Annotated in this window: 15 protein-coding genes and 1 pseudogene; 4 read left to right on the top strand and 12 right to left on the bottom strand. The window is 71.7% G+C overall.

Features of this window, described 5'->3' with window-relative positions:
• Positions 1-30: 30 nt before the first annotated feature.
• Positions 31-300, bottom strand: coding sequence for a hypothetical protein (locus AB0G35_RS07815; RefSeq protein ID WP_360945390.1), 270 nt, complete (start codon positions 298-300; stop codon positions 31-33).
• On the bottom strand, positions 297-1,199 hold the full coding sequence (locus AB0G35_RS07810; protein WP_360946037.1) for an SPFH domain-containing protein: 903 nt from the start codon (positions 1,197-1,199) through the stop codon (positions 297-299). The genes AB0G35_RS07815 and AB0G35_RS07810 overlap by 4 nt, the downstream gene beginning before the upstream one ends.
• Positions 1,200-1,601: 402 nt before the next feature.
• Between AB0G35_RS07810 and AB0G35_RS07805 the strand changes: the two genes are divergently transcribed.
• Positions 1,602-3,899: a transglycosylase domain-containing protein gene (locus AB0G35_RS07805; RefSeq protein WP_360945386.1), complete on the top strand. Its 2,298-nt coding sequence runs from the start codon at positions 1,602-1,604 to the stop codon at positions 3,897-3,899.
• A gap of 81 nt (positions 3,900-3,980) precedes the next feature.
• Here the strand turns inward: AB0G35_RS07805 and AB0G35_RS07800 are convergent, their stop codons facing one another.
• The 5 genes from AB0G35_RS07800 to AB0G35_RS07780 all read right to left on the bottom strand — a co-directional run bounded on the left by AB0G35_RS07800 (position 3,981) and on the right by AB0G35_RS07780 (position 11,532).
• A complete protein-coding gene (locus AB0G35_RS07800) occupies positions 3,981-6,458 on the bottom strand; it encodes a SpoIIE family protein phosphatase (protein ID WP_360945383.1) in 2,478 nt (825 codons plus the stop codon).
• A gap of 90 nt (positions 6,459-6,548) precedes the next feature.
• On the bottom strand, positions 6,549-7,232 hold the full coding sequence (locus AB0G35_RS07795) for a class I SAM-dependent methyltransferase (protein WP_360945380.1): 684 nt from the start codon (positions 7,230-7,232) through the stop codon (positions 6,549-6,551).
• A 222-nt stretch (positions 7,233-7,454) separates the two neighbouring features.
• On the bottom strand, positions 7,455-8,183 hold the full coding sequence (locus AB0G35_RS07790; protein WP_360946034.1) for a DUF402 domain-containing protein: 729 nt from the start codon (positions 8,181-8,183) through the stop codon (positions 7,455-7,457).
• 146 nt (positions 8,184-8,329) lie between these two features.
• Positions 8,330-9,742: a class II fumarate hydratase gene (locus AB0G35_RS07785; protein ID WP_360945377.1), complete on the bottom strand. Its 1,413-nt coding sequence runs from the start codon at positions 9,740-9,742 to the stop codon at positions 8,330-8,332.
• Between the two features lie 113 nt (positions 9,743-9,855).
• Complete coding sequence (locus tag AB0G35_RS07780; protein ID WP_360945374.1) at positions 9,856-11,532, bottom strand: fumarate hydratase; 1,677 nt, start codon at positions 11,530-11,532, stop codon at positions 9,856-9,858.
• Positions 11,533-11,823: 291 nt separating this feature from the next.
• Between AB0G35_RS07780 and AB0G35_RS07775 the strand changes: the two genes are divergently transcribed.
• On the top strand, positions 11,824-12,585 hold the full coding sequence (locus AB0G35_RS07775) for a DUF1707 domain-containing protein (protein WP_360946031.1): 762 nt from the start codon (positions 11,824-11,826) through the stop codon (positions 12,583-12,585).
• Between the two features lie 225 nt (positions 12,586-12,810).
• Positions 12,811-13,170 carry a WhiB family transcriptional regulator gene (locus AB0G35_RS07770; RefSeq protein ID WP_261955911.1) on the top strand — a complete coding sequence of 120 codons (360 nt, stop codon included), beginning with the start codon at positions 12,811-12,813 and terminating at the stop codon, positions 13,168-13,170.
• Between the two features lie 86 nt (positions 13,171-13,256).
• Here AB0G35_RS07770 and glpX read toward each other — a convergent pair whose 3' ends face one another.
• Positions 13,257-14,288, bottom strand: coding sequence for a class II fructose-bisphosphatase (gene glpX, locus AB0G35_RS07765; protein WP_360945371.1), 1,032 nt, complete (start codon positions 14,286-14,288; stop codon positions 13,257-13,259).
• A gap of 263 nt (positions 14,289-14,551) precedes the next feature.
• Between glpX and AB0G35_RS07760 the strand changes: the two genes are divergently transcribed.
• A complete protein-coding gene (locus AB0G35_RS07760) occupies positions 14,552-15,061 on the top strand; it encodes a DUF4245 domain-containing protein (RefSeq protein WP_360946028.1) in 510 nt (169 codons plus the stop codon).
• A 114-nt stretch (positions 15,062-15,175) separates the two neighbouring features.
• Here the strand turns inward: AB0G35_RS07760 and AB0G35_RS07755 are convergent, their stop codons facing one another.
• The 4 genes and pseudogenes from AB0G35_RS07755 to AB0G35_RS07740 form a co-directional block, all read right to left on the bottom strand.
• Positions 15,176-15,769, bottom strand: a complete 594-nt coding sequence (locus AB0G35_RS07755) for a malonic semialdehyde reductase (protein ID WP_360945368.1) — start codon at positions 15,767-15,769, stop codon at positions 15,176-15,178.
• Between the two features lie 383 nt (positions 15,770-16,152).
• Positions 16,153-16,356 (bottom strand): exodeoxyribonuclease VII small subunit, encoded by a 204-nt coding sequence (locus tag AB0G35_RS07750; protein WP_360946025.1) that lies wholly within the window; start codon positions 16,354-16,356, stop codon positions 16,153-16,155.
• Between the two features lie 187 nt (positions 16,357-16,543).
• Complete coding sequence (xseA, locus tag AB0G35_RS07745) at positions 16,544-17,779, bottom strand: exodeoxyribonuclease VII large subunit (protein WP_360945365.1); 1,236 nt, start codon at positions 17,777-17,779, stop codon at positions 16,544-16,546.
• A gap of 97 nt (positions 17,780-17,876) precedes the next feature.
• Positions 17,877-18,956, bottom strand: a pseudogene (locus AB0G35_RS07740) (APC family permease); the annotation flags it as partial.
• Between the last annotated feature and the right edge of the window lie 94 nt (positions 18,957-19,050).

Raw genomic sequence — 19,050 nt, 5'->3', positions numbered from 1 at the left:
GCAGGGGTCGTCCGTCGCGGGCGTGCGGCGCTACTGCTCGCCCTCCGGCTTCTTCGGCGGGCGGCCCCGGCGCGGGATCGCCCCCGCGCCCCGGGGCAGCCGCCCCGCCTCGGACAACGCCTTGCGGAGCAGGAACTCGATCTGCGCGTTGGCGCTGCGCAGTTCGTCGTCCGCCCAGCGGGTCAGCGCGTCATGGATCAACGGGTCCAGCCGCAGCAGCACCTGCTTGCGCTGCTGCGGCCGTCGCGCGGGGGCCCGTCCGCCTTCGGCGCCGGACTCCTCCGGTTTCCCGGCACTCACTGGTACAGCGAGCCCGTGTTCAGTACCGGCTGGGCGGCCCGGTCGCCGCACAGCACCACCATCAGATTGCTGACCATGGCGGCCTTCCGTTCCTCGTCCAGTTCGACGATGCCCTGCTCACTGATCCTCGCCAGTGCCTGCTCGACCATGCCGACCGCGCCCTCGACGATGTGCTGGCGGGCCGCGACCATCGCGCCGGCCTGCTGGCGCTGGAGCATCGCCGAGGCGATCTCGGGAGCGTAGGCGAGATGGCTGAAGCGGGCCTCGATGATCCGGACGCCGGCCGCCTGGACCCGCGCGGTCAGCTCCAGGGCGAGCTTCTCGGTGATCTCCTCGGCGTTGCCGCGCAGCGACAGGGCGTCCTCGTCGTGGGCATCGTAGGGGTACTCGATCGCGATGTGCCGGACCGCGGCCTCGGCCTGGGTGGCGACGAACTCCAGGAAGTCGTCGACCTCGAACAGCGCCTGGGCGGTGTCCTCGACCTGCCAGACCACGACCGAGGCCAGCTCGATCGGGTTGCCGTAGGCGTCGTTGACCTTCAGTACCGCGGTCTCGTGGTTGCGCACGCGGGTGGAGATGCTGCGGGCGGTGGTCAGCGGGTTGACCCAGCGCAGACCGTCGGTGCGGATGGTGCCGGCGTACCGCCCGAAGAGCTGGATGATCCGGGCCTCGCCGGGGGCGACCATCTTCACGCCGGTCATGCAGAAGAGGGAGCCGAGCAGGATCACGCCGCCGGCGAGGATCAGCGGTATGCCGGCCGCCTTGTTGCCGCCGTCGGCGAGGATGCCGCCGACGGCGATCGCGCCGACGCCCAGCGCCGCGCCGAGCACGGTCAGCAGCAGGGCGAGTCCGCCCGGGATGCTGTGCGCCGCGACCTCGCGGATCTGCGGGCGGGGCATCTCGGGGGCGGTCACGGCGAGATCGTCGCCGGGGGCCGCCCCCGGGCCGGAGGAGGGGCCGGTGAGGCGGTCGGCCGTGGGCTGGTCGGACATGAAGGTCCCCGTTTCTCCCGATGCGGCACGTGATGTCCGCCGCATTCGATGATGTCGCTGGTCTAGCAAAGTGATAGCAGATTAACGGACGGGCGGCCCGGTCGTCCAGCGGCCGCTTCGAGCCCGATTTATGACAAGTGCGCAGGTGGGGGCGGGGCGACGCAGAACACCCACCCCCTGGTTCCGTCCGGCCGGGTGCTCTTTGTCACGTCGGGAAAAGCCTTGATCGATGAGTATTTGTTGACAGATGCGGTGTTAGCTTCAACAGCTGAGTTAGCTGGGGGCGGAACGACTGGAGTTGTCGAAGCGATGGGCCGAGCGGAAGCGAGACGGGCGCGGCAGGGGAGCGTCCGCCGGGCCAAAACGGAGCAGAAGAAGTCCGGCATACGCCGGCTCTTCACCTGGAAGAAGATCCTCGGGACCTTCCTCGGAGTGTGCCTGCTGGGCATGGCCGCCTTCATCGGGCTGTACCTGTACGTGGACATTCCCGCCAAGGGCAACGAGGACGCAGGCAAGCAGGCCAACGTCTTCAAGTACGCCGACGGCAAGGTCTTCGCCCGCGGCGGCAAGCTCAACCGCGAGGCGATCAGCCTCAGTCGGATCGACCGGAAGGTGCAGCACGCCTTCGTCGCCGCGGAGAACAAGAGCTTCTACCACGACTCCGGCGTCGACCTGTGGGGTACCGCCCGCGGCATCTTCAACACGCTGATGGGGCACGGCAAGCAGGGTGGCTCGACGATCACCCAGCAGTACGTCAAGAACTACTACCTCAGCGACGAGCAGACGGTCAGCCGCAAGCTGCAGGAGATCGTCATCTCCCTCAAGGTGGACGACAAGATGTCCAAGAGCCAGATCCTTGAGGGCTACATCAACACCAGCTACTACGGCCGCGGCGCCTACGGCATCCAGGCCGCCGCCCAGGCGTACTACCGCAAGGACGCCGAGAAGCTGAGTGTCTCGGAGGGCGCCTACCTCGCCTCGCTGCTCCAGGCGCCGAGCCAGTACGACTGGCAGAACGCCACCCCCACCGGCCAGAAACTGGTCAAGCAGCGCTGGGCGTACACGCTCAACAACATGGTCGAGATGCACTGGCTCTCGTCCGACGAGCGCGCCCGGCAGAAGTTCGAGAAGCCCAAGCCGCCCAAGCCGATGCCCGGTGTGACCGGCCAGAAGGCCTACATCCTCGAAGCGGCCAAGCAGGAGCTCTTCGCCCAGGGCGTCGACCCGAAGCGGTTCGACGCCGGCGGCTGGACCGTCACCCTCGGCATCGACCCCAAGAAGCAGAAGGCGCTGGAGAAGTCCGTCCAGCGCAAGCTCAACGCCGACCTCAACCCCGAGAAGCGCAAGGTCGACGGCGACGTCCAGCTCGGCGCCGCCTCCGTGGACCCCAAGACCGGGCACGTCGTCGCGATGTACGGCGGTGCCGGCTACCCGAAGCACTACCGCAACAACGCGACCCGCTCCGACTACCAGCCGGCCTCCACCTTCAAGCCGCTGATCCTCGCCTCGGCGATGGAGAACCACGCGGTCACCCAGGACAACGTGCCGATCACCCCGAACACGATCTACGACGGCCACAACCGCCGTCCGGTCGTCGGCGGCACCATCCCCTTCGCGCCGCCCAACGAGGACGAGCACGACTACGACAAGATCACCGTCCAGACCGCCACCAACAACTCCGTCAACGCGGTCTTCGCGCAGATGGGCGCGGACGTCGGCCTGGACAACGTGAAGAAGACCGCGGTCAGCCTCGGCATGGACGGCTCCAAGATGGACGTCAAGCCGGCCATGACCCTGGGCACCATGGGCGCCAGCCCGCTCCAGATGGCCGGGGCCTACGCCACGCTCGACAACCACGGCGTCAAGGTCACCCCCACGATGGTCACCAAGGCCGTGCACAGCGTCGACGGCGTGGAGAACGAGCTGAAGCTCAAGGACCCGATCGGCCAGGAGGTCCTGGAGCGCAAGACCGCCGACACCCTGACCTCCGTCCTCACCGGCGTGGTCAACGACGGCACCGCCTCGGAGGCCGTCAAGAACACCGCCTACAAGGCGGCCGGCAAGACCGGTACCTCCGACGACAACAAGTCGGCCTGGTTCGTGGGCTACACGCCCAAGCTGGTCACCGCCGTCGGCATGTTCGGCGAGTCGCCCAACGGCGGCGCCCAGGTGACCCTCAAGGGCACCGGTGGCGGCGGCCGGGTCAACGGCGGCGGCTACCCGGCCCGGGTGTGGGCGGACTACACCGAGAACGCGCTCGGCGGCAACACCGGCGCCGACTTCGACCTGGAGACGGACATGGGCGCCGCGGTCCCGCCGACCACCACCCCGTCGCCGAGCGTCACCCCGTCGACGACCCCGTCGCCGACCGGCACCCCGAGCAACACCCCCAGCGGCACCCCGTCGTCCCCGTCCGGCCGGCCGTCGCACACCCCGAGCGGCCGCCCGAGCAGCCCGACCACCCCGAGCGACTCGGCCTCCCCGCCGGACGGCGGTGTGGACGGCGGTGACACCAGCGGCACCACCAGCGGTACCACCGACGGCGGCACCGACGGCACCGGCAACGGCGGCACCAAGGGCGCCAACAGCGTGCCCGGCTTCAACTGACGCCGGCAGCCGTCCGGAACGACCACAGCGCGGCCCCCGCCGAACCGGCGGGGGCCGCGCTGTTCGCCGTACGGGCCGAGGTCAGCGGCGCGGCGTCCCCGGCGGCATGCTCAGCTCGAACCAGACCACCTTGCCCATGCTCAGCCGGGTCGCGCCCCAGCGCCGGGCCATCCGGTTGACGAGGTAGAGCCCGCGCCCGCCCTCGTCCGACGGCCGGGCCTGCCGCAGCCGCGGCAGCTGCGGCACGTCGTCCCCGACCTCACAGCGCAGCACGTCCGTGCGCAGCAGCCGCAGCGTGATCGGCCGCTCCGCGTACCGCACCGCATTCGTCACCACCTCACTGACCAGCAGCTCCAGTTGATCGGTGAGGTCGTCCAGACCCCAGCGCGCCAGCGCCCGGCGGGCCAGCCGGCGGGCCTGCCCGGCGGTCTGCGCCTTCGGATCCAGGTACCAGTACGCGACATCGCTCGGCGCGATCCCGTCGAACCGGGCCGCCAGCAGCGCGATGTCGTCGTCCCGGTCGCCCGGCCCGAGCATGTCCAGCACCTCGTCGCACAGCGGCTCCAGCGGCGGCGGATGCGGACCCGTCAGCCGGGCCGTCTCCGCCAGCCGCTCCCGCAGCTGCTCGATGCCCGTCCACACGTCCCGGATCCGCGACTCCACCAGACCGTCGGTGTACAGCACCAGCGTGGCCCCCGCGGGGGCGTCCAGCTCCACCGCCTCGAAGTCCACCCCGCCGACGCCGATCGGCGCACCCGGCGGCACCCGCAGCACCTCCGCGCGCCCGCCGCGGTGCAGCATCAGCGGCGGCGGATGGCCCGCGTTGGCGATCGTGATCCGGTGCGCGACCGGGTCGTACACCGCGTACAGGCACGTCGCCATGCGGTCCGAACCCAGCCGCTGGGCCTGCTCGTCGAGGTGGTGCAGCACCTCCTGCGGCGGCAGATCGAGCCCGGCCAGGGTCTGCGCGGTGGTGCGCAGCTGGCCCATGATCGCCGCCGAGGTCATCGAATGCCCCATGACGTCACCGACCACCAGCGCCACCCGGCTGCCCGGCAGCGGGATCGCGTCGTACCAGTCACCGCCCACCCGGGCCGTCTCGGCGGCCGGCAGATAGCGGCTGGCCAGCCGCACCCCGGTCGGCTGCGGCAGCGAGTCCGGCAGCATCGTGCGCTGCAGCGCATCGGCGATGTACGCCTCCCGCCCGTACAGCACCGCCTTGTCCACACCCAGCGCGGTGTGCGTCGCCAACTGCGCCGCCACCAGCAGGTCGTCCGGCTCGAACGCCGGCCGGTCGGGCCGGCGCAGGAACACCGCCGCACCGATCACCCGCCGCCGGCCGCGCAGCGGCGCCAGGATCACCCGGTGCCCGCCGGGCAACCGCGGATCGGGACCCAGCAGCTCGGGCAGCGCGGTCCGGGCCGCCTGCGCCTCGCCGAACAGCGGCCGTACGCCCCGCAGCACCTCCGCCAGCGGACCGCCGGGCCGCACCTCGGCCAGCTCCGCGGCACTGCCGCCCATCGCCGGGCCCAGATCGGGCTGCGCGGGCAGCACCGGCAGCCGCCCGCCGTTGGTGTCCGGCTCCTCCGGGATCCGGTCGGTACGCCGCAGCCGCAGCACCACCGGCCCGGTGGGCCGCTCGTCGCCCACCGGCAGCGGATCGCGCAGATACACCAGGATCGCGTCGGCGAAGGTCGGCACCGTCGCCCGGCACAACCCCAGCACGATCTCGTCGAGATCGATACCGCGGGCGATCCGCCGGGTCGCCGCCCCGATGAACCGCAGCCGGTCACCGCCCGCCTGACGGGCCGCCGCGACCTCACCGCTCTCACCGGGATGCGCCGAACGCGCCGGACCGGCGGGCGGCAGCGGAGCCGGTGGCGGCCCCGGCGGCGGCCCGGCCGGCGCCGGCACCTGGGCACCGGTCGCCTCACCGGCCGGCGCCCGGCCCGGCACCGTCCCGCCGGCCTCCCCGCCGCGCGGCCGGGACCGTCCGGCGCCGCCGTCCCGCGGCCGCCCGATGCCCTCACCGCCGGGCCGCGGACGCTCCCCGCGGTGCGGCTCCTCACCCGGATCCGGTGTGCCCGCGCGGCCCACCGCGCCCTGCGCCACCCGCCGCCGCGCCGGGGCCGCCTCGCGCTCCCCGTCCGGTGCGCCGCCCGGCCGCCCGCTCGCCGGCATGGCCACCTCCCCGTAAGAGTCGGCGCCACAGGGGTCGCCGCCGTAAGTCTCCGCGCCGCCATAGGCGTTCGCGCCGCCGTAAATGCCCGCGCCACGGTACGCGCCCGCGCCGCCGAAGGTGTCCCCGTACGCCTCCCCGTACGGAATCGCCGCGCCGTCCCGGGCCGCACCATGGTCCGCGGGCGGCTCGCCGTCGGCCCGGCCGGCCGGCGGCCCCGCCGGGACGAAGCCGGCCGCGGCGGGCTGCTGCAGGGCGCCGCGCGGGTCCGGGACGGCGCCCAGCGGCGGCGTCCGGCCCGGCCCCCGCGCAGGGGACGCCGAGGGCGCGGCGGTCGGGGCCGACCGCCGCGATTCGTGGGAGGTGGGATGCTCCGTCACGCGTGGGATTCCATCCGTCCGGGGCTGCGCGTCCGACGCGCCGCGTTCCGGGCGCGCAGCCCGTACGGGACGCGCCCGACGCGCTGCGTTTCAGGCGCGTCGCAGGTGCAGAAAGAGCTGGATCTCGGGTGGTACGTCCGTGCTGGCCGGGGCGTAGGCGTAGGCGTCCTCCCCGACGACGTCGAAACCCGCGTCGTGCACGACCCGGCGCAAGTCGTCCCGCAGGTAACCCGATACCCGGATCGTGTTGCCCAGGAACGGGATCGGGAAGTCGTCCACGTCCGCCTCGACCATCGACAGGGCCATCAGGCCACCGGGACGTAGCAGATCATGCAGCAGGCCCAGTGCGTAAGGGATTTCCGCACGGGGCAGCATCAACAGCGAGAAATAAGCGGCGACACCGTCGAAGGAGCCGGGGCCGCCGAGCCGGCCGCCCCGCAGATCGGCGATGTCCAGCCGGTGGAATTCGGCGCCCGGGGCGTTGTCCCGGGCCAGTTTGACCATGGAGGGGGAGAGATCGATACCGACCACGCGGTGCCCGGCCTGGGAGAGCTGACGTGCGGTCGGCAGGCCCGTACCGGACCCGACGTCCAGGACGCGGGCGCCCGTGGGCAGTGCACCGGCCAGCCAGTCGCCCGAGGACACCTGGGCCTCCTTGTGCGGAAAGGCCTCGTTGTACCGCTCGCCGATCGCGTCGAAGGCGTCGGCCTGCCCGGCCCGGTCCAGCGCTAACCGGTTCAGGCCCTCGTACTCGTCGTAGCTCATCGCGCTCACGACCTCGCCCCTCCTGCGACCGCGGTCAAGTTCGTTTTCCAGTTCTGGAGTTGCGCCTGTGCAGTCTTGCGGAGGACGATCCTACGTTTGAAGACCCAGGGCGCAGCAAGGGGGCTCGGACCGGCTCCGCACCCCGCGAGGAACAGCATTGCCCAAAGGCGCACCTTTCCACGGGCCCTCCACCTCACTCTCACTCCGTGTACCCCGTTTCACTTCACTCCCTCACGACTGCAAACGATCCGCTGGGCGGTCCCAGTCCTCCGGGAGCCGGGGCACCTCCCAGGCCGGGTCGGGCCGCCAGTCCTCCCAGCCGTCCGAGTACGGTCCGCGCCAGGCCGAGATCTGTGCGATCGCGGCCCGTCCGGCGGACCGGACCTCCGCCGCCCGGGCGTCCGTCATCAGCCCGTCCCGCTGCGCCTGCGCGAATTCGTCCTCGTCCCGCCACTCCCAGTGCCGGTCCGGATAGACACAGATGTCGAGGAAATGGTCCTCGGAGTCAATTCCCCCTGACCAACGACGGCGCGGCTGCTCCAGGTTGACGTACCAGTTCTTGAACTGCCAGCCGTGCTCCCAGAACAGCCACACCGACCAGGGGTCGCCCGGCCGCGCGAGCTTCAGCACACCGGTGCCGAACCAGTGGTCGCGGGTGGTCCGGCGCGGTTTCGTGTAGCGGGTGGCGAGCGGCTCGCGGTGCACCGGTGTGCCGTCGGCCAGCACCGGCTTGATGCACGCGGTGCCCGGCGCCATCCACACCGCCAGCAGGTCATCGGTGTCCTGGACGACGGTCATCGGCCGGCAGATGTGGAAGCGCGCCGGGTCGGCGTTGTCGCGGTAGCGCCACAGGATGTGGTCGCCCGGCGCCCAGCGGCCCGCCGCGCCGCCCGCCGTCACCTGCCGCACACCGGCCGCCCCGCGCCCGCCGGCCGCCTCGCCTTCCGTCGTGCCCACCATGTCCGCTGTCATGGGCAGATTTTAGAGGTGCCGTATGACGCCCACCGTGACATGGGACGCAGCGGGCGTTACGGGCGCGGTAACGTACCTTCCTTGCGGTGTTACGGGCGGGTCATGGCCCTGGGGTCACGGTCGTGGAGCCATGGTCACGGGCGGGTCATGCGCAGCACGTCCAGCGCCTCGTCCAGCTGCTCCTCGGTGAGCAGTCCGCGCTCCACGTACCCCTCGTCCAGGACCACCTGACGGATCGTCTTCCGCTCGGCGAGCGATTTCTTCGCCACCTTCGCCGCCTCCTCGTATCCGAGGTACTTGTTGAGCGGGGTGACGACGGACGGCGATGATTCGGCGTACTCGCGGGCGCGTTCCGCATTCGCCGTGATGCCGTCGACCGTACGGTCCGCCAGCAGCCGCGCCACATTGCCGAGCAGCCGGATCGATTCGAGGACGTTCCGCGCGATCACCGGGAGCATCACATTGAGCTCGAAATTGCCGGCCGCGCCGGCCGCGGCCACCGTCGCGTCATTTCCGGTGACCTGTGCGGCGACCATCAGCACCGCCTCCGGAATCACCGGATTGACCTTCCCCGGCATGATCGACGAACCGGGCTGGAGATCCGGCAGGTTGATCTCGGCGAGCCCGGTACGCGGCCCCGAGGCCATCCACCGCAGGTCATTGGCGATCTTCGTCAGCCCGACGGCGATCGTCCGCAACTGCCCGCTGGTCTCGACGATCCCGTCCCGCGCGCCCTGCGCCTCGAAATGATTGCGCGCCTCGGTCAGCGGCAGCCCGGTCGCCCGGGCCACTTCCGCGATCACCGCGGCGGAGAATCCCGGCGGCGTATTGATGCCCGTCCCGACGGCCGTACCGCCCAGCGGCAGTTCCGCCAGCCGCGGTACCGCACTCCGCAGCCGCTCCACCCCGTACCGCACCTGGGCGGCATATCCCCCGAATTCCTGGCCCAGCGTCACCGGCGTGGCATCCATCAAATGCGTCCGCCCCGACTTCACGACGTCCGCGAATTCCTCCGCCTTGCGCTCGAACGCCGCCGCCAGATGCTCCAGCGCCGGAATCAGATCGTTCAGCACCGCAGAAGTGGCCGCGATATGAATCGACGACGGGAACACGTCGTTCGACGACTGGCTCGCATTGACGTGGTCGTTCGGATGGACGTCCCGCCCCAGCCGCTCGCTCGCCAGCGTGGCGATGACCTCGTTGGTGTTCATGTTCGACGACGTCCCGGAGCCCGTCTGGAACACGTCGACGGGGAAGTGCGCGTCCCACTCGCCCCCCGCGACCGCCGCGGCCGCCTCCTGGACGGCCTCCGCGACGTCCTTCTCCAGCACGCCCAGCTCGGCGTTCACCTTGGCGGCCGCGCCCTTGATCCGCGCCAGCGCCTCGATGTGCGCCCGCTCCAGCCGCTGCCCGGACACGGGGAAGTTCTCCACCGCCCGCTGCGTCTGCGCCCGCCACTTGGCGTGCGCGGGCACCCGCACCTCGCCCATGGAGTCGTGCTCGACCCGGAACCCGCCACCGTCACCCACTGCACTCGTGTCACTCATACCTATGACAGTGCCCGCCGGAGGGGATCTGTTCCCGGCCCGACGCACTCCGCCCCGCCGGCAGTTCGCTCGGCGGGGCGGTGGTGTGCGGCGGGCCGGTCAGGGCCGTACGGTCAGGCGCCCTGGCGCACCGGGATGCTGGTGAACGTCGGCTGCTCAGGTTCCCGCGAAGTGAAGAAGTCGTTGCCCTTGTCGTCGACGACGATGAAGGCGGGGAAGTCCTCGACCTCGATCTTCCAGACGGCCTCCATGCCGAGTTCCTCGTATTCGAGGACCTCGACCTTCTTGATGCAGTCCTGGGCCAGGCGGGCGGCCGGGCCGCCGATGGAGCCGAGGTAGAAGCCGCCGTGCGTGGCGCAGGCGTCGGTGACCTGCTGGGAGCGGTTGCCCTTGGCGAGCATGATCTTGGAGCCGCCGGCGGCCTGGAACTGCTCGACGTAGGCGTCCATCCGGCCCGCGGTCGTCGGGCCGAACGAGCCGGAGGCGTAGCCCTCGGGGGTCTTGGCCGGGCCCGCGTAGTAGACCGGGTGGTTCTTGAGGTACTCCGGCATCTCCTCGCCGGCGTCCAGGCGTTCCTTGATCTTGGCGTGCGCGATGTCGCGGGCGACGACCAGGGTGCCGGTGAGCGAGAGGCGGGTCTTGACCGGGTGCTTGGTCAGCTCGGCGAGGACCTCGTCCATCGGGCGGTTGAGGTCGATGGCGACCGCGTCGAGGTCGGGGCCGGCACCCTTGGTGAGCTCGGCGTCGGTGGTGTCGGGCAGGAAGCGGGCCGGGTCGGTCTCCAGCTGCTCCAGGAAGACGCCCTCGGCGGTGATCTTGGCGACGGCCTGGCGGTCGGCCGAGCAGGAGACCGCGATGGCGACCGGGCAGGAGGCGCCGTGGCGGGGGAGGCGGACCACACGGACGTCGTGGCAGAAGTACTTGCCGCCGAACTGCGCGCCGATGCCGATCTTCTGCGTCAGCTCGAAGACCTTCTCCTCCAGCTCCTTGTCGCGGAAGCCGTGGCCCGTGGGGGAGCCCTCGGCGGGCAGCTCGTCCAGGTAGTGCGCGGAGGCGTACTTGGCGGTCTTGAGGGCGTACTCGGCCGAGGTGCCGCCGACGACGATCGCGAGGTGGTACGGCGGGCAGGCGGCCGTACCGAGCGAGCGGATCTTCTGCTCCAGGAACTTCATCATGGAGGCCTCGTTGAGGACCGCCTTGGTCTCCTGGTAGAGGAACGACTTGTTGGCGCTGCCGCCGCCCTTGGCCATGAAGAGGAACTTGTAGGCGTCGCCGTCGGTCGCGTACAGCTCGATCTGCGCCGGGAGGTTGGAGCCGGTGTTCTTCTCCTCCCACATGGTCAGCGGGGCCATCTGCGAGTAGCGCAGGTTCAGCCGGGTGTACGCGTCGTAGATGCCGCGGGAGAGCGCCTCGGCGTCGCCGCCCTGGGTGAGCACGTTCTGGCCGCGCTTGCCCATCACGATCGCGGTGCCGGTGTCCTGGCACATGGGCAGCACGCCGGCGGCCGCGATGTTGGCGTTCTTCAGCAGGTCGAGGGCGACGAACTTGTCGTTGGCCGAGGCCTCGGGGTCGTCGATGATCTTCCGGAGCTGCCCGAGGTGCTCCGGGCGCAGGTAGTGCTGGATGTCGTGGATCGCCGCTTCCGCCAGCTTGCGCAGCGCCTCCGGCTCGACCTTGAGGAACGTCCGGCCGTCTGCCTCGAAGGTGCTGACACCTTCCTTCGTGATGAGGCGGTAGGGGGTCTTGTCCTCGCCGGTGGGGAGCAGGTCGGTGTAGGCGAATTCCGGCATCTCGCGGTCAATCCTTACTCGGAGGGGTCTGGCTGGCTTCTACGGCAGCGCCCCAACAGCGTAGAACCCCGGCGCGCGGACGCGGCTGTGAGGTAAGGCTCAGTCGGCGGCAGGCTCCGGTTCCAGGGCCGGTTCCGGGTCCGGGTCCAGGTCCGGTTCCGGGTCCGGTGCCGGTCCGGCCGAGGTGCGGTCCGCCGCCGCGATCCCTAGTCGCGATCTATCGCGTTTCGGTACGCTGGGGTGGTGGATGCAGACAACGGGGGACGAGTGGGCCCCGAGACCCCGCAATCGGTGGACCTGACCAAGGCCGCGACCAGGCCAGCGGGCACGCCCGTGGCCGAGGCGGACATCCGGGCGTCCGACGCGGACCGCGACCGGATCGCCGGGATACTCCGCGAGGCGCTGGCCGAGGGCCGCCTCGATCCCGAGGAGCACGCCGAGCGGATCGACACGGTCTACCGCGCCAAGACCCTGGGCGAACTGGAGCCGGTGGTCCGCGACCTGCCGGCGGCGACCGGCGGCCGCCCGCAGCCCGGGCCGGGCGCGGCGCCCGCGCACGGCACCGGAGCGCCGCCCCCGGACCAGAACCTCGTCGCGATCTTCAGCGCCGCCACCCGCAAGGGGCGTTGGCACGTCCCGGCGCGGATCAACGCCGTCGCGGTCTTCGGCTCCGTCGAGATCGACCTCACCGAGGCGGTCTTCCCGCAGCAGCAGGTCCAGATCACCGTCACCTCCCTCTTCGGGAGCGTGGAGATACGGGTGCCGGAGAACGTCACGCTGCGCAGCAGCGGCTCCGGAATCCTGGGCTCGTTCGAGATCGACACCCATGAGGCGGAGGACGGCGACGCCCCGCAGATCCAGGTCACCGGCTATGCCGTCCTGGGCAGCGTGGAGGCCCGGCCCAAGCGCGGGGCGCTGATCCGCGACCTGCGTGACCGGCTGTGGGAGGACCACCGCGAGCTGCGCCGGCAGCTGCGCGAGGAGCACCGCGAGCGGCACGAACGGCTGCGCCTGGAGCGGCAGGAGCGCCGGGACCGCTTCCGCAGGAGGTAGCGACGACGGCCGCTGGCGTACGGACGTCCCGTGGGTGCGGTGCGACTTTTCGCGTTGTCGCGTGATCTCGTTTCCGCACGATCGCCACGGTGTGCATAAGCGTGCGCACAGCGGGTAGGGCTGGTGCATCGTCTCTCGTACGGCTGCGGGGTGCGGAAAAAGGCCGTGCGCAGCGAGACGGGCAAGGGTGATTTCTCTCGCCGAAGCCGTCGTCAGGAGTAGACCGTGCTGCTACCGCATCAGCCCCTGCAGGATGCCGCTGTCGTTCCGTCCCCGCGAGTGCCTGCGCGCGACGAGGCCGGTCCCTGGCATTCCGAGGCGGTGTGCCGCCGGGACGAAGCCGGGCTGTTCTTCGCCCCGTCCAAGGAGCCGACCGCCGCGCGGCTGGCCAGGGAAGAAGCCGCGAAGCGGGTCTGTGCCCGCTGCCCGGTGATGGTCGAGTGCCGGGAGCATGCGCTGCTCCAGCCGGAGCCGTACGGCGTCTGGGGCGGGCTCACCGCGGCCGAGCGCAGGGTCGTGCTGACCCGGCGCCGGCGCCGGGAGTCCGAGCTGCAGCGTGCGGCCCATATGCCCGCGGCCGGCTGACCGACCGCGCGTATGGGCCACTTCGCCCCCGCCGGAGCCTCTCCGGCGGGGGCGAAGTGCGTCCGCGGCCGTTCCGGCGGGAGCCGTCAGCTCGGGCGCTCGAAGTCCACCGAGCTGTACGCGCGCAGCTTCGACAGCCGGTGCTGGGAGTCGATCTGCCGGATCGTGCCGGACTTGGACCGCATCACCAGAGACTGGGTGTAGGCGGTCTCGGCGCGGTAGCGCACGCCGCGCAGCAGCTCGCCGTCGGTGATGCCGGTGGCGACGAAGAAGACGTTGTCGCCGCGGACCAGGTCGTCGATCTCCAGGACCTTGTCCAGGTCGTGGCCGGCGTCCAGGGCGCGCTGCCGCTCCTCGTCGTCCTTGGGCCACAGCTTCGCCTGCAGCGTACCGCCCAGACACTTCATGGCACAGGCGGTGATGATGCCCTCGGGCGTACCGCCGATGCCCAGCAGCAGGTCGACGCCGGTGCCCTCACGCGCCGCCATGATCGCGCCGGCGACGTCGCCGTCCGAGATGAACTTGATCCGGGCGCCCGCCTCCCGGACCTCCTTGACCAGGCCCTCGTGGCGCGGCCGGTCCAGGATCACCACGGTGACGTCCTCGACCGCGGACTTCTTCGCCTTGGCGATCCGCTTGATGTTCACCGCCACCGGGGCGGTGATGTCGACGAAGTCCGCCGCCTCCGGGCCGGTGGCGAGCTTGTCCATGTAGAAGACCGCGGACGGGTCGAACATCGAGCCGCGTTCGGCGACCGCCATCACGGAGACCGCGTTGGCCATGCCCTTGGCGGTCAGCGTCGTACCGTCCACCGGGTCCACGGCCACGTCGCACTCCGGGCCGGTGCCGTCCCCGACGCGTTCGCCGTTGTACAGCATCGGGGCGTGGTCCTTCTCGCCCTCCCCGATGACCACGACCCCGTTCATGGACACCGTGTGGATCAGGGCGCGCATGGCCTTGACCGCCGCGCCGTCCGCGCCGTTCTTGTCACCTCGCCCCACCCAGCGGCCCGACGCCATGGCACCGGCCTCGGTGACCCGGACGAGTTCCAGGGCGAGGTTGCGGTCGGGGGCCTCGGGGCTGACCTCAAGCTGGGACGGGAGATGATGCTCGGTCATCGAGCGCACCTTTCTGTACGGCGACGGCCGTGGAGGAGTGAGGGTGGCTGTGCGGGGGCGCGGGGGTCTCCCCCAGAGGTTCACAGTATCCGCACGTCGCCAAAATGAGCAGAGGGCCCTTCGCATGAGCGGCCGACCGAGGGATGTGCGGCGCGGTGTTTGCGCAGGTGACAGGCGTCACCGGGGGGCCTGTCAGGCGCGGCGCCGGGATGGGGGACCATAGGGGCGTGGCAGGTATGCGAGGCAGGCAGACGGTGCGGGACATGGTCCTGTCGCTGGCAGTGATCGGCGTCCTGGTCGGGGCGATCTACATCTTCATCCCGCACGACGAGAGCGCGGACGCGGCGAAGAGCGCGGTGAAGGCGGTCGACTACCGCGTCGAGCTGATCACCGCCCGGCGGGCGGCGCCCTATCCGGTCGCCGCGCCCCAGGGCCTCCCCAAGACCTGGCGCGCCACCTCCGTCTCCTACAAGGCGAGCGACGACGGCAAGGGCGGCGCCTGGCACCTGGGCCTGCTCGATCCGGAGGAGGAGTACGCGGCGGTCGAGCAGAGTGACGCGCCGGCGCGGAAGTTCATCCAGGAGGTCACGCTCGGCGCCACCAGGACCGAGGGCAAGCAGGCCGTCGGCAGCAAGAAGTGGGACCGCTACGAGGGCGACAAGTACCGGGCGCTGGTCCGCGAGGAGGAAGGCGTGACCACCGTTGTCACCGGCACCGCGCCGTACGGGCGGCTGGCGGACCTGGCGGCCGCGCTGGTGGCGAAGAAGGGCTGACCGCGACGCGGCGCCGAGCCGTGCCGGGCCGGCACGGAGATGTGCAGGGACGCGCGAAGGGGCCGCCGCACCCGGGCTGGGTGCGGCGGCCCCTTCGTGGTTTCCGTTACGGCCTCAGACGGTGCTGACGGCGTCGTCGAAGGTCAGGCGCGGCGAGCGCGGGAAGAAGGCGTCCGGGCCCGGCTTGCCGATGTTGATGACGAGGAACGACTTCTGCTTGCCGTCGCCGAAGAACTCCTTGTCGACGCCGGCGAAGTCGAAGCCGGTCATCGGGCCGGCGGCCAGGCCGGCGGCGCGGACGCCGACGATGAAGTAGCCGGCCTGCAGGGTGGCGTTCTGGGTGCCGGCGACCTCGCGGACGGCGGCCTCGGCGAAGAAGGTGTCCTTGATGCCGGGGGCGTGCGGGAAGAGCTCCGGCAGCTTCTCGTGGAAGTTCAGGTCGACGGAGAGGATCGCGGTCAGCGGCGCCGTCAGGGTCTTCGGGCCGTTGGCACCCATGGCGTGGTTGACCAGGCGCTGCCGGGCCTCGGGGGAGCGGACCAGGGTTATCCGCAGCGGCGACTGGTTGAAGGCGGTCGGGCCGAACTTCACCAGGTCGTAGATCGCCTGGACCTGCTCGTCCGTCACCGGCTCGTCCGTGAACGTGTTGGCGGTCTGGGCCTCGCGGAACAGGAGGTCCTGCGCGGCGGCGTCAAGGGCGAGAGACATAAAAGGGCACCTCGGTGGTCAGCTCGGTGTTCAACGGTCTGCGGCAGCCGCCGCGGGGGCGGCGAGTACCACGATGCGGATACCGCAGTCCACATACTGCACGGTTCTCCGTGCTTTCCACTCTAAAGCAGATAGATTAATGTTCAACTAAATCGTGGGTGTTGTGAGCCGGTTCACATGGTTGGGGTGAAGGGACGTGCTGCGTGACGCCTGATCTGCCTGAAGCCCGATCTGTGTGACGCCTGATCTGTGTGACGCCCGATCTACGTGCGGCCAGCGGCTTGGCCGGCCTCGCCGTCTCGGCCGGCCTCGTGGCTCGGCTGGCCTGGCGCCTCGTGGCTCGGCCGGCCTGGCGGTTCGGCCTCCTGCTGCGCCTGCCGTGCCTAGCGCTCCTCCGCCAGCGCCGCGTCCAACCGGGCCCGGGCGCCGTCCAGCCAGCGGCGGCACACCTTCGCCAGCGCCTCGCCGCGCTCCCACAGCGCCAGCGACTCCTCCAGCGTCGTACCGCCCGCCTCCAGGCTGCGGACGACCTCGATCAGCTCGTCCCGCGCCTGCTCGTAGCCGAGCGTGGACTCCACCGGGGGCACCCCGTCCGCCGCCCCGGGCGCGCCCGGCTCCGCTCCGGCGGCGTCCGGACGCGGCTCCGCGGCGGGCTCCGCGCTCCCCGCGGTCCGCGCGCCGGTGTCCGCGCCGGCCGCCGGGCCCTGCTCCGTCTCCGCCACGCCGTCCGTCTCCCGCTCCGTCTTCGCCTGCGCCTTCGCCATGTCTCCCACCCTATTCGGGGCCACCGACAGCGCCCTGGACGCCGTCCACCCGCACCCGGAACTCACCTGCGGACACCCGGGCCCGCAGCTCCTCGCCGGCCTCGACCTCTCCCGGGGAGCGCACCGCCGCGCCGTCCGCCTTCTGGAGCACCGCGTAACCGCGCTCCAGCGTCGCCCTGGGGGAGAGCGCGACCACCCGCGCGAGGGTGTGCGTCAGCTCCGAGTCGGCCCGGTCCAGCAGATGCCCCAGTGTCCGCCGGCCGCGCTCCATCAGGGCCGTGACCTGCTCCTCGCGCTCCTCCACCATCCGCTGCGGACGCTCTATGCACGGCCGGTGCAGCGCCGCCGCCAGCCCCCGCTCCTCCCGCTGCAGGAAGCCCTCGACCGCGCGCAGCGCCCGTTCCCGCAGCTGCTGCACCCGGGCCAGCTCCTCGCCCACGTCCGGCACCACCTTCTTCGCCGCGTCCGTCGGCGTCGAGGCGCGCAGATCGGCCACCAGGTCCAGCAGCGGGGTGTCCGGCTCGTGTCCGATCGCCGAGACGACCGGCGTCACCGCCGCGCCCACCGCCCGGACCAGCTGTTCGTCGGAGAACGGCAGCAGGTCCTCCACGCTGCCGCCGCCGCGAGCCACGATGATCACGTCCACCTCGGGCAGCGCGTCCAGCTCCTGCACCGCCGCGATCACCTGCGGCACCGCATGCACCCCCTGCACGGGTACGTTGCGCACCTCGAAGCGGACCGCCGGCCAGCGGTGCCGGGCGTTCTCCAGCACGTCCCGCTCCGCGGCGCTCGCCCGCCCGCAGACCAGCCCGATCAGCTGCGGCAGGAACGGCAGCGGCTTCTTGCGGTCCGCCGCGAACAGCCCCTCCGCCGCGAGCGACTTCTTCAGCTGCTCCAGCCGCGCGAGCAGCTCACCGACCCCGACCGGCCGGATCTCGGCGGCCCGCAGCGACAGCTGACCGCGCGGGGCGTACCACTCCGGTTTGGCGTGCACCACCACCCGGGCGCCCTCGCTGATCACGTCCGCGACCTTGTCGAAAACCTGGCGGTAGCACGTCACCCGCAGCGAGATGTCGTAGGACGGATCGCGCAGCGTCAGGAAGACCACCCCGGCGCCCGGACGGCGGGAGAGCTGGGTGATCTGCCCCTCGACCCAGACCGCGCCGAGCCGGTCGATCCAGCCGCCGATGAGCCGGGACACCTCGCCGACCGGGATCGGCGTTTCGGGGGACGTGGAGACAGCCATACGAGCGAGAGTAGCGGCGGCCACCGACAGCGCCGGCCGCCTCGCCCTCAGTCCCCCGCCTCGGCCTCGCCCGTGGTCCCCCGCCACGCCCTCGCCCTCAGTCCCCCGCCACGCCCTCGCCCTCGGCCTCGCCCGCGGTCCCCCGTCCGCCTTCGGTCCCCGCCGCGCCCTCGGCCGCCGCCCTTCCGGCCCGCGCACGCCGCCCGTACTGCACCGCCAGCGCGACCAGCCCCACCACGAGCCAGCACCCGCCCACCACCTGCGCCGTCGGCGACGCCGCCACGAGCACCGCGACCACCACCGCGAGCCCCAGCAGCGGCACCACCACGTGCCGCAGCACGCCCGGCACCCCGGCCCGCTCCCGCGCCCGGAAGCGGAACCACCCGATCACCGAGGCGTGCAGCAGCCCGAACGCGGTCAGCGCCCCCACGTTCACGATCGACGACAGCTGGTCCAGCCCGTCGTCGCGGCGCGCCGCCCACACCGCCGCCACCAGCGTCACCACGGCCGAAGTCAGCAGCGCCCGGCGCGGCACCCCGCGGCGGGCGTCCACCTCGGCCATCGCCCCCGGCAGCCGCCGGTCCCTGGCCATCGCGAACAGCAGCCGCCCGGCCGCCGCCTGCCCCGCCAGCGCCGCGAACGCGGCCCCGACCGCCTTGCCGGCCGCCACCAGCTGCCCCAGCCACGGTCCGACGGCCGCCTCCGCCGTCGCGTAGAAGGCGCCGCCCTGCTCACCCGGCCATGCCGCCAGTCCGGCCGCGGACACCGGGGCCAGCAACGCCGCGAGATACGTCTGCACGGCGAACAGCACCCCCGCCACCCCCAGACAGGTCAGCACCGCCCGCGCCACCCGCGACGGGCTCCCCGCCGACTCCTCCGCGAACGAAGCGATCGCATCGAAGCCCAGGAAGGACAGGACCGCGACCGACACCGCCGCGAGCACCGCCACGGGGGAGAAGCCGCCCTCGCCGGTGAACGGCTCGCTCCAGCCCCGCCGCGCCCCCTCCGTGACCAGCACGTACACCGCCGCCCCGACGAAGACCAGCAGCACCACGAGTTCCATGGCCAGCACCGCGAAGCCGGCCACCGCAGCGGTCCGCACGCCCCACAGGTTCAGCAGCGTCGTCACCACCACGGCCAGCGCCGTCCACACCCACTAGTGCACCGACGGCACCAAGTACTGCAACCGCATGTGGTGTGACTGTGTGGGGTGGGGCTCGTTGGTGTGACTGTGTGAGAAGTCGCTGACGGTTGAGCAGATCGAGTCGTGG

The sequence above is a fragment of the Streptomyces sp. NPDC021749 genome (genome assembly GCF_040640655.1).
Lineage (GTDB): Bacteria > Actinomycetota > Actinomycetes > Streptomycetales > Streptomycetaceae > Streptomyces.
Note: the sequence above shows the minus strand (reverse complement) of the source record. Positions and strands in the feature narration are given on the sequence as shown.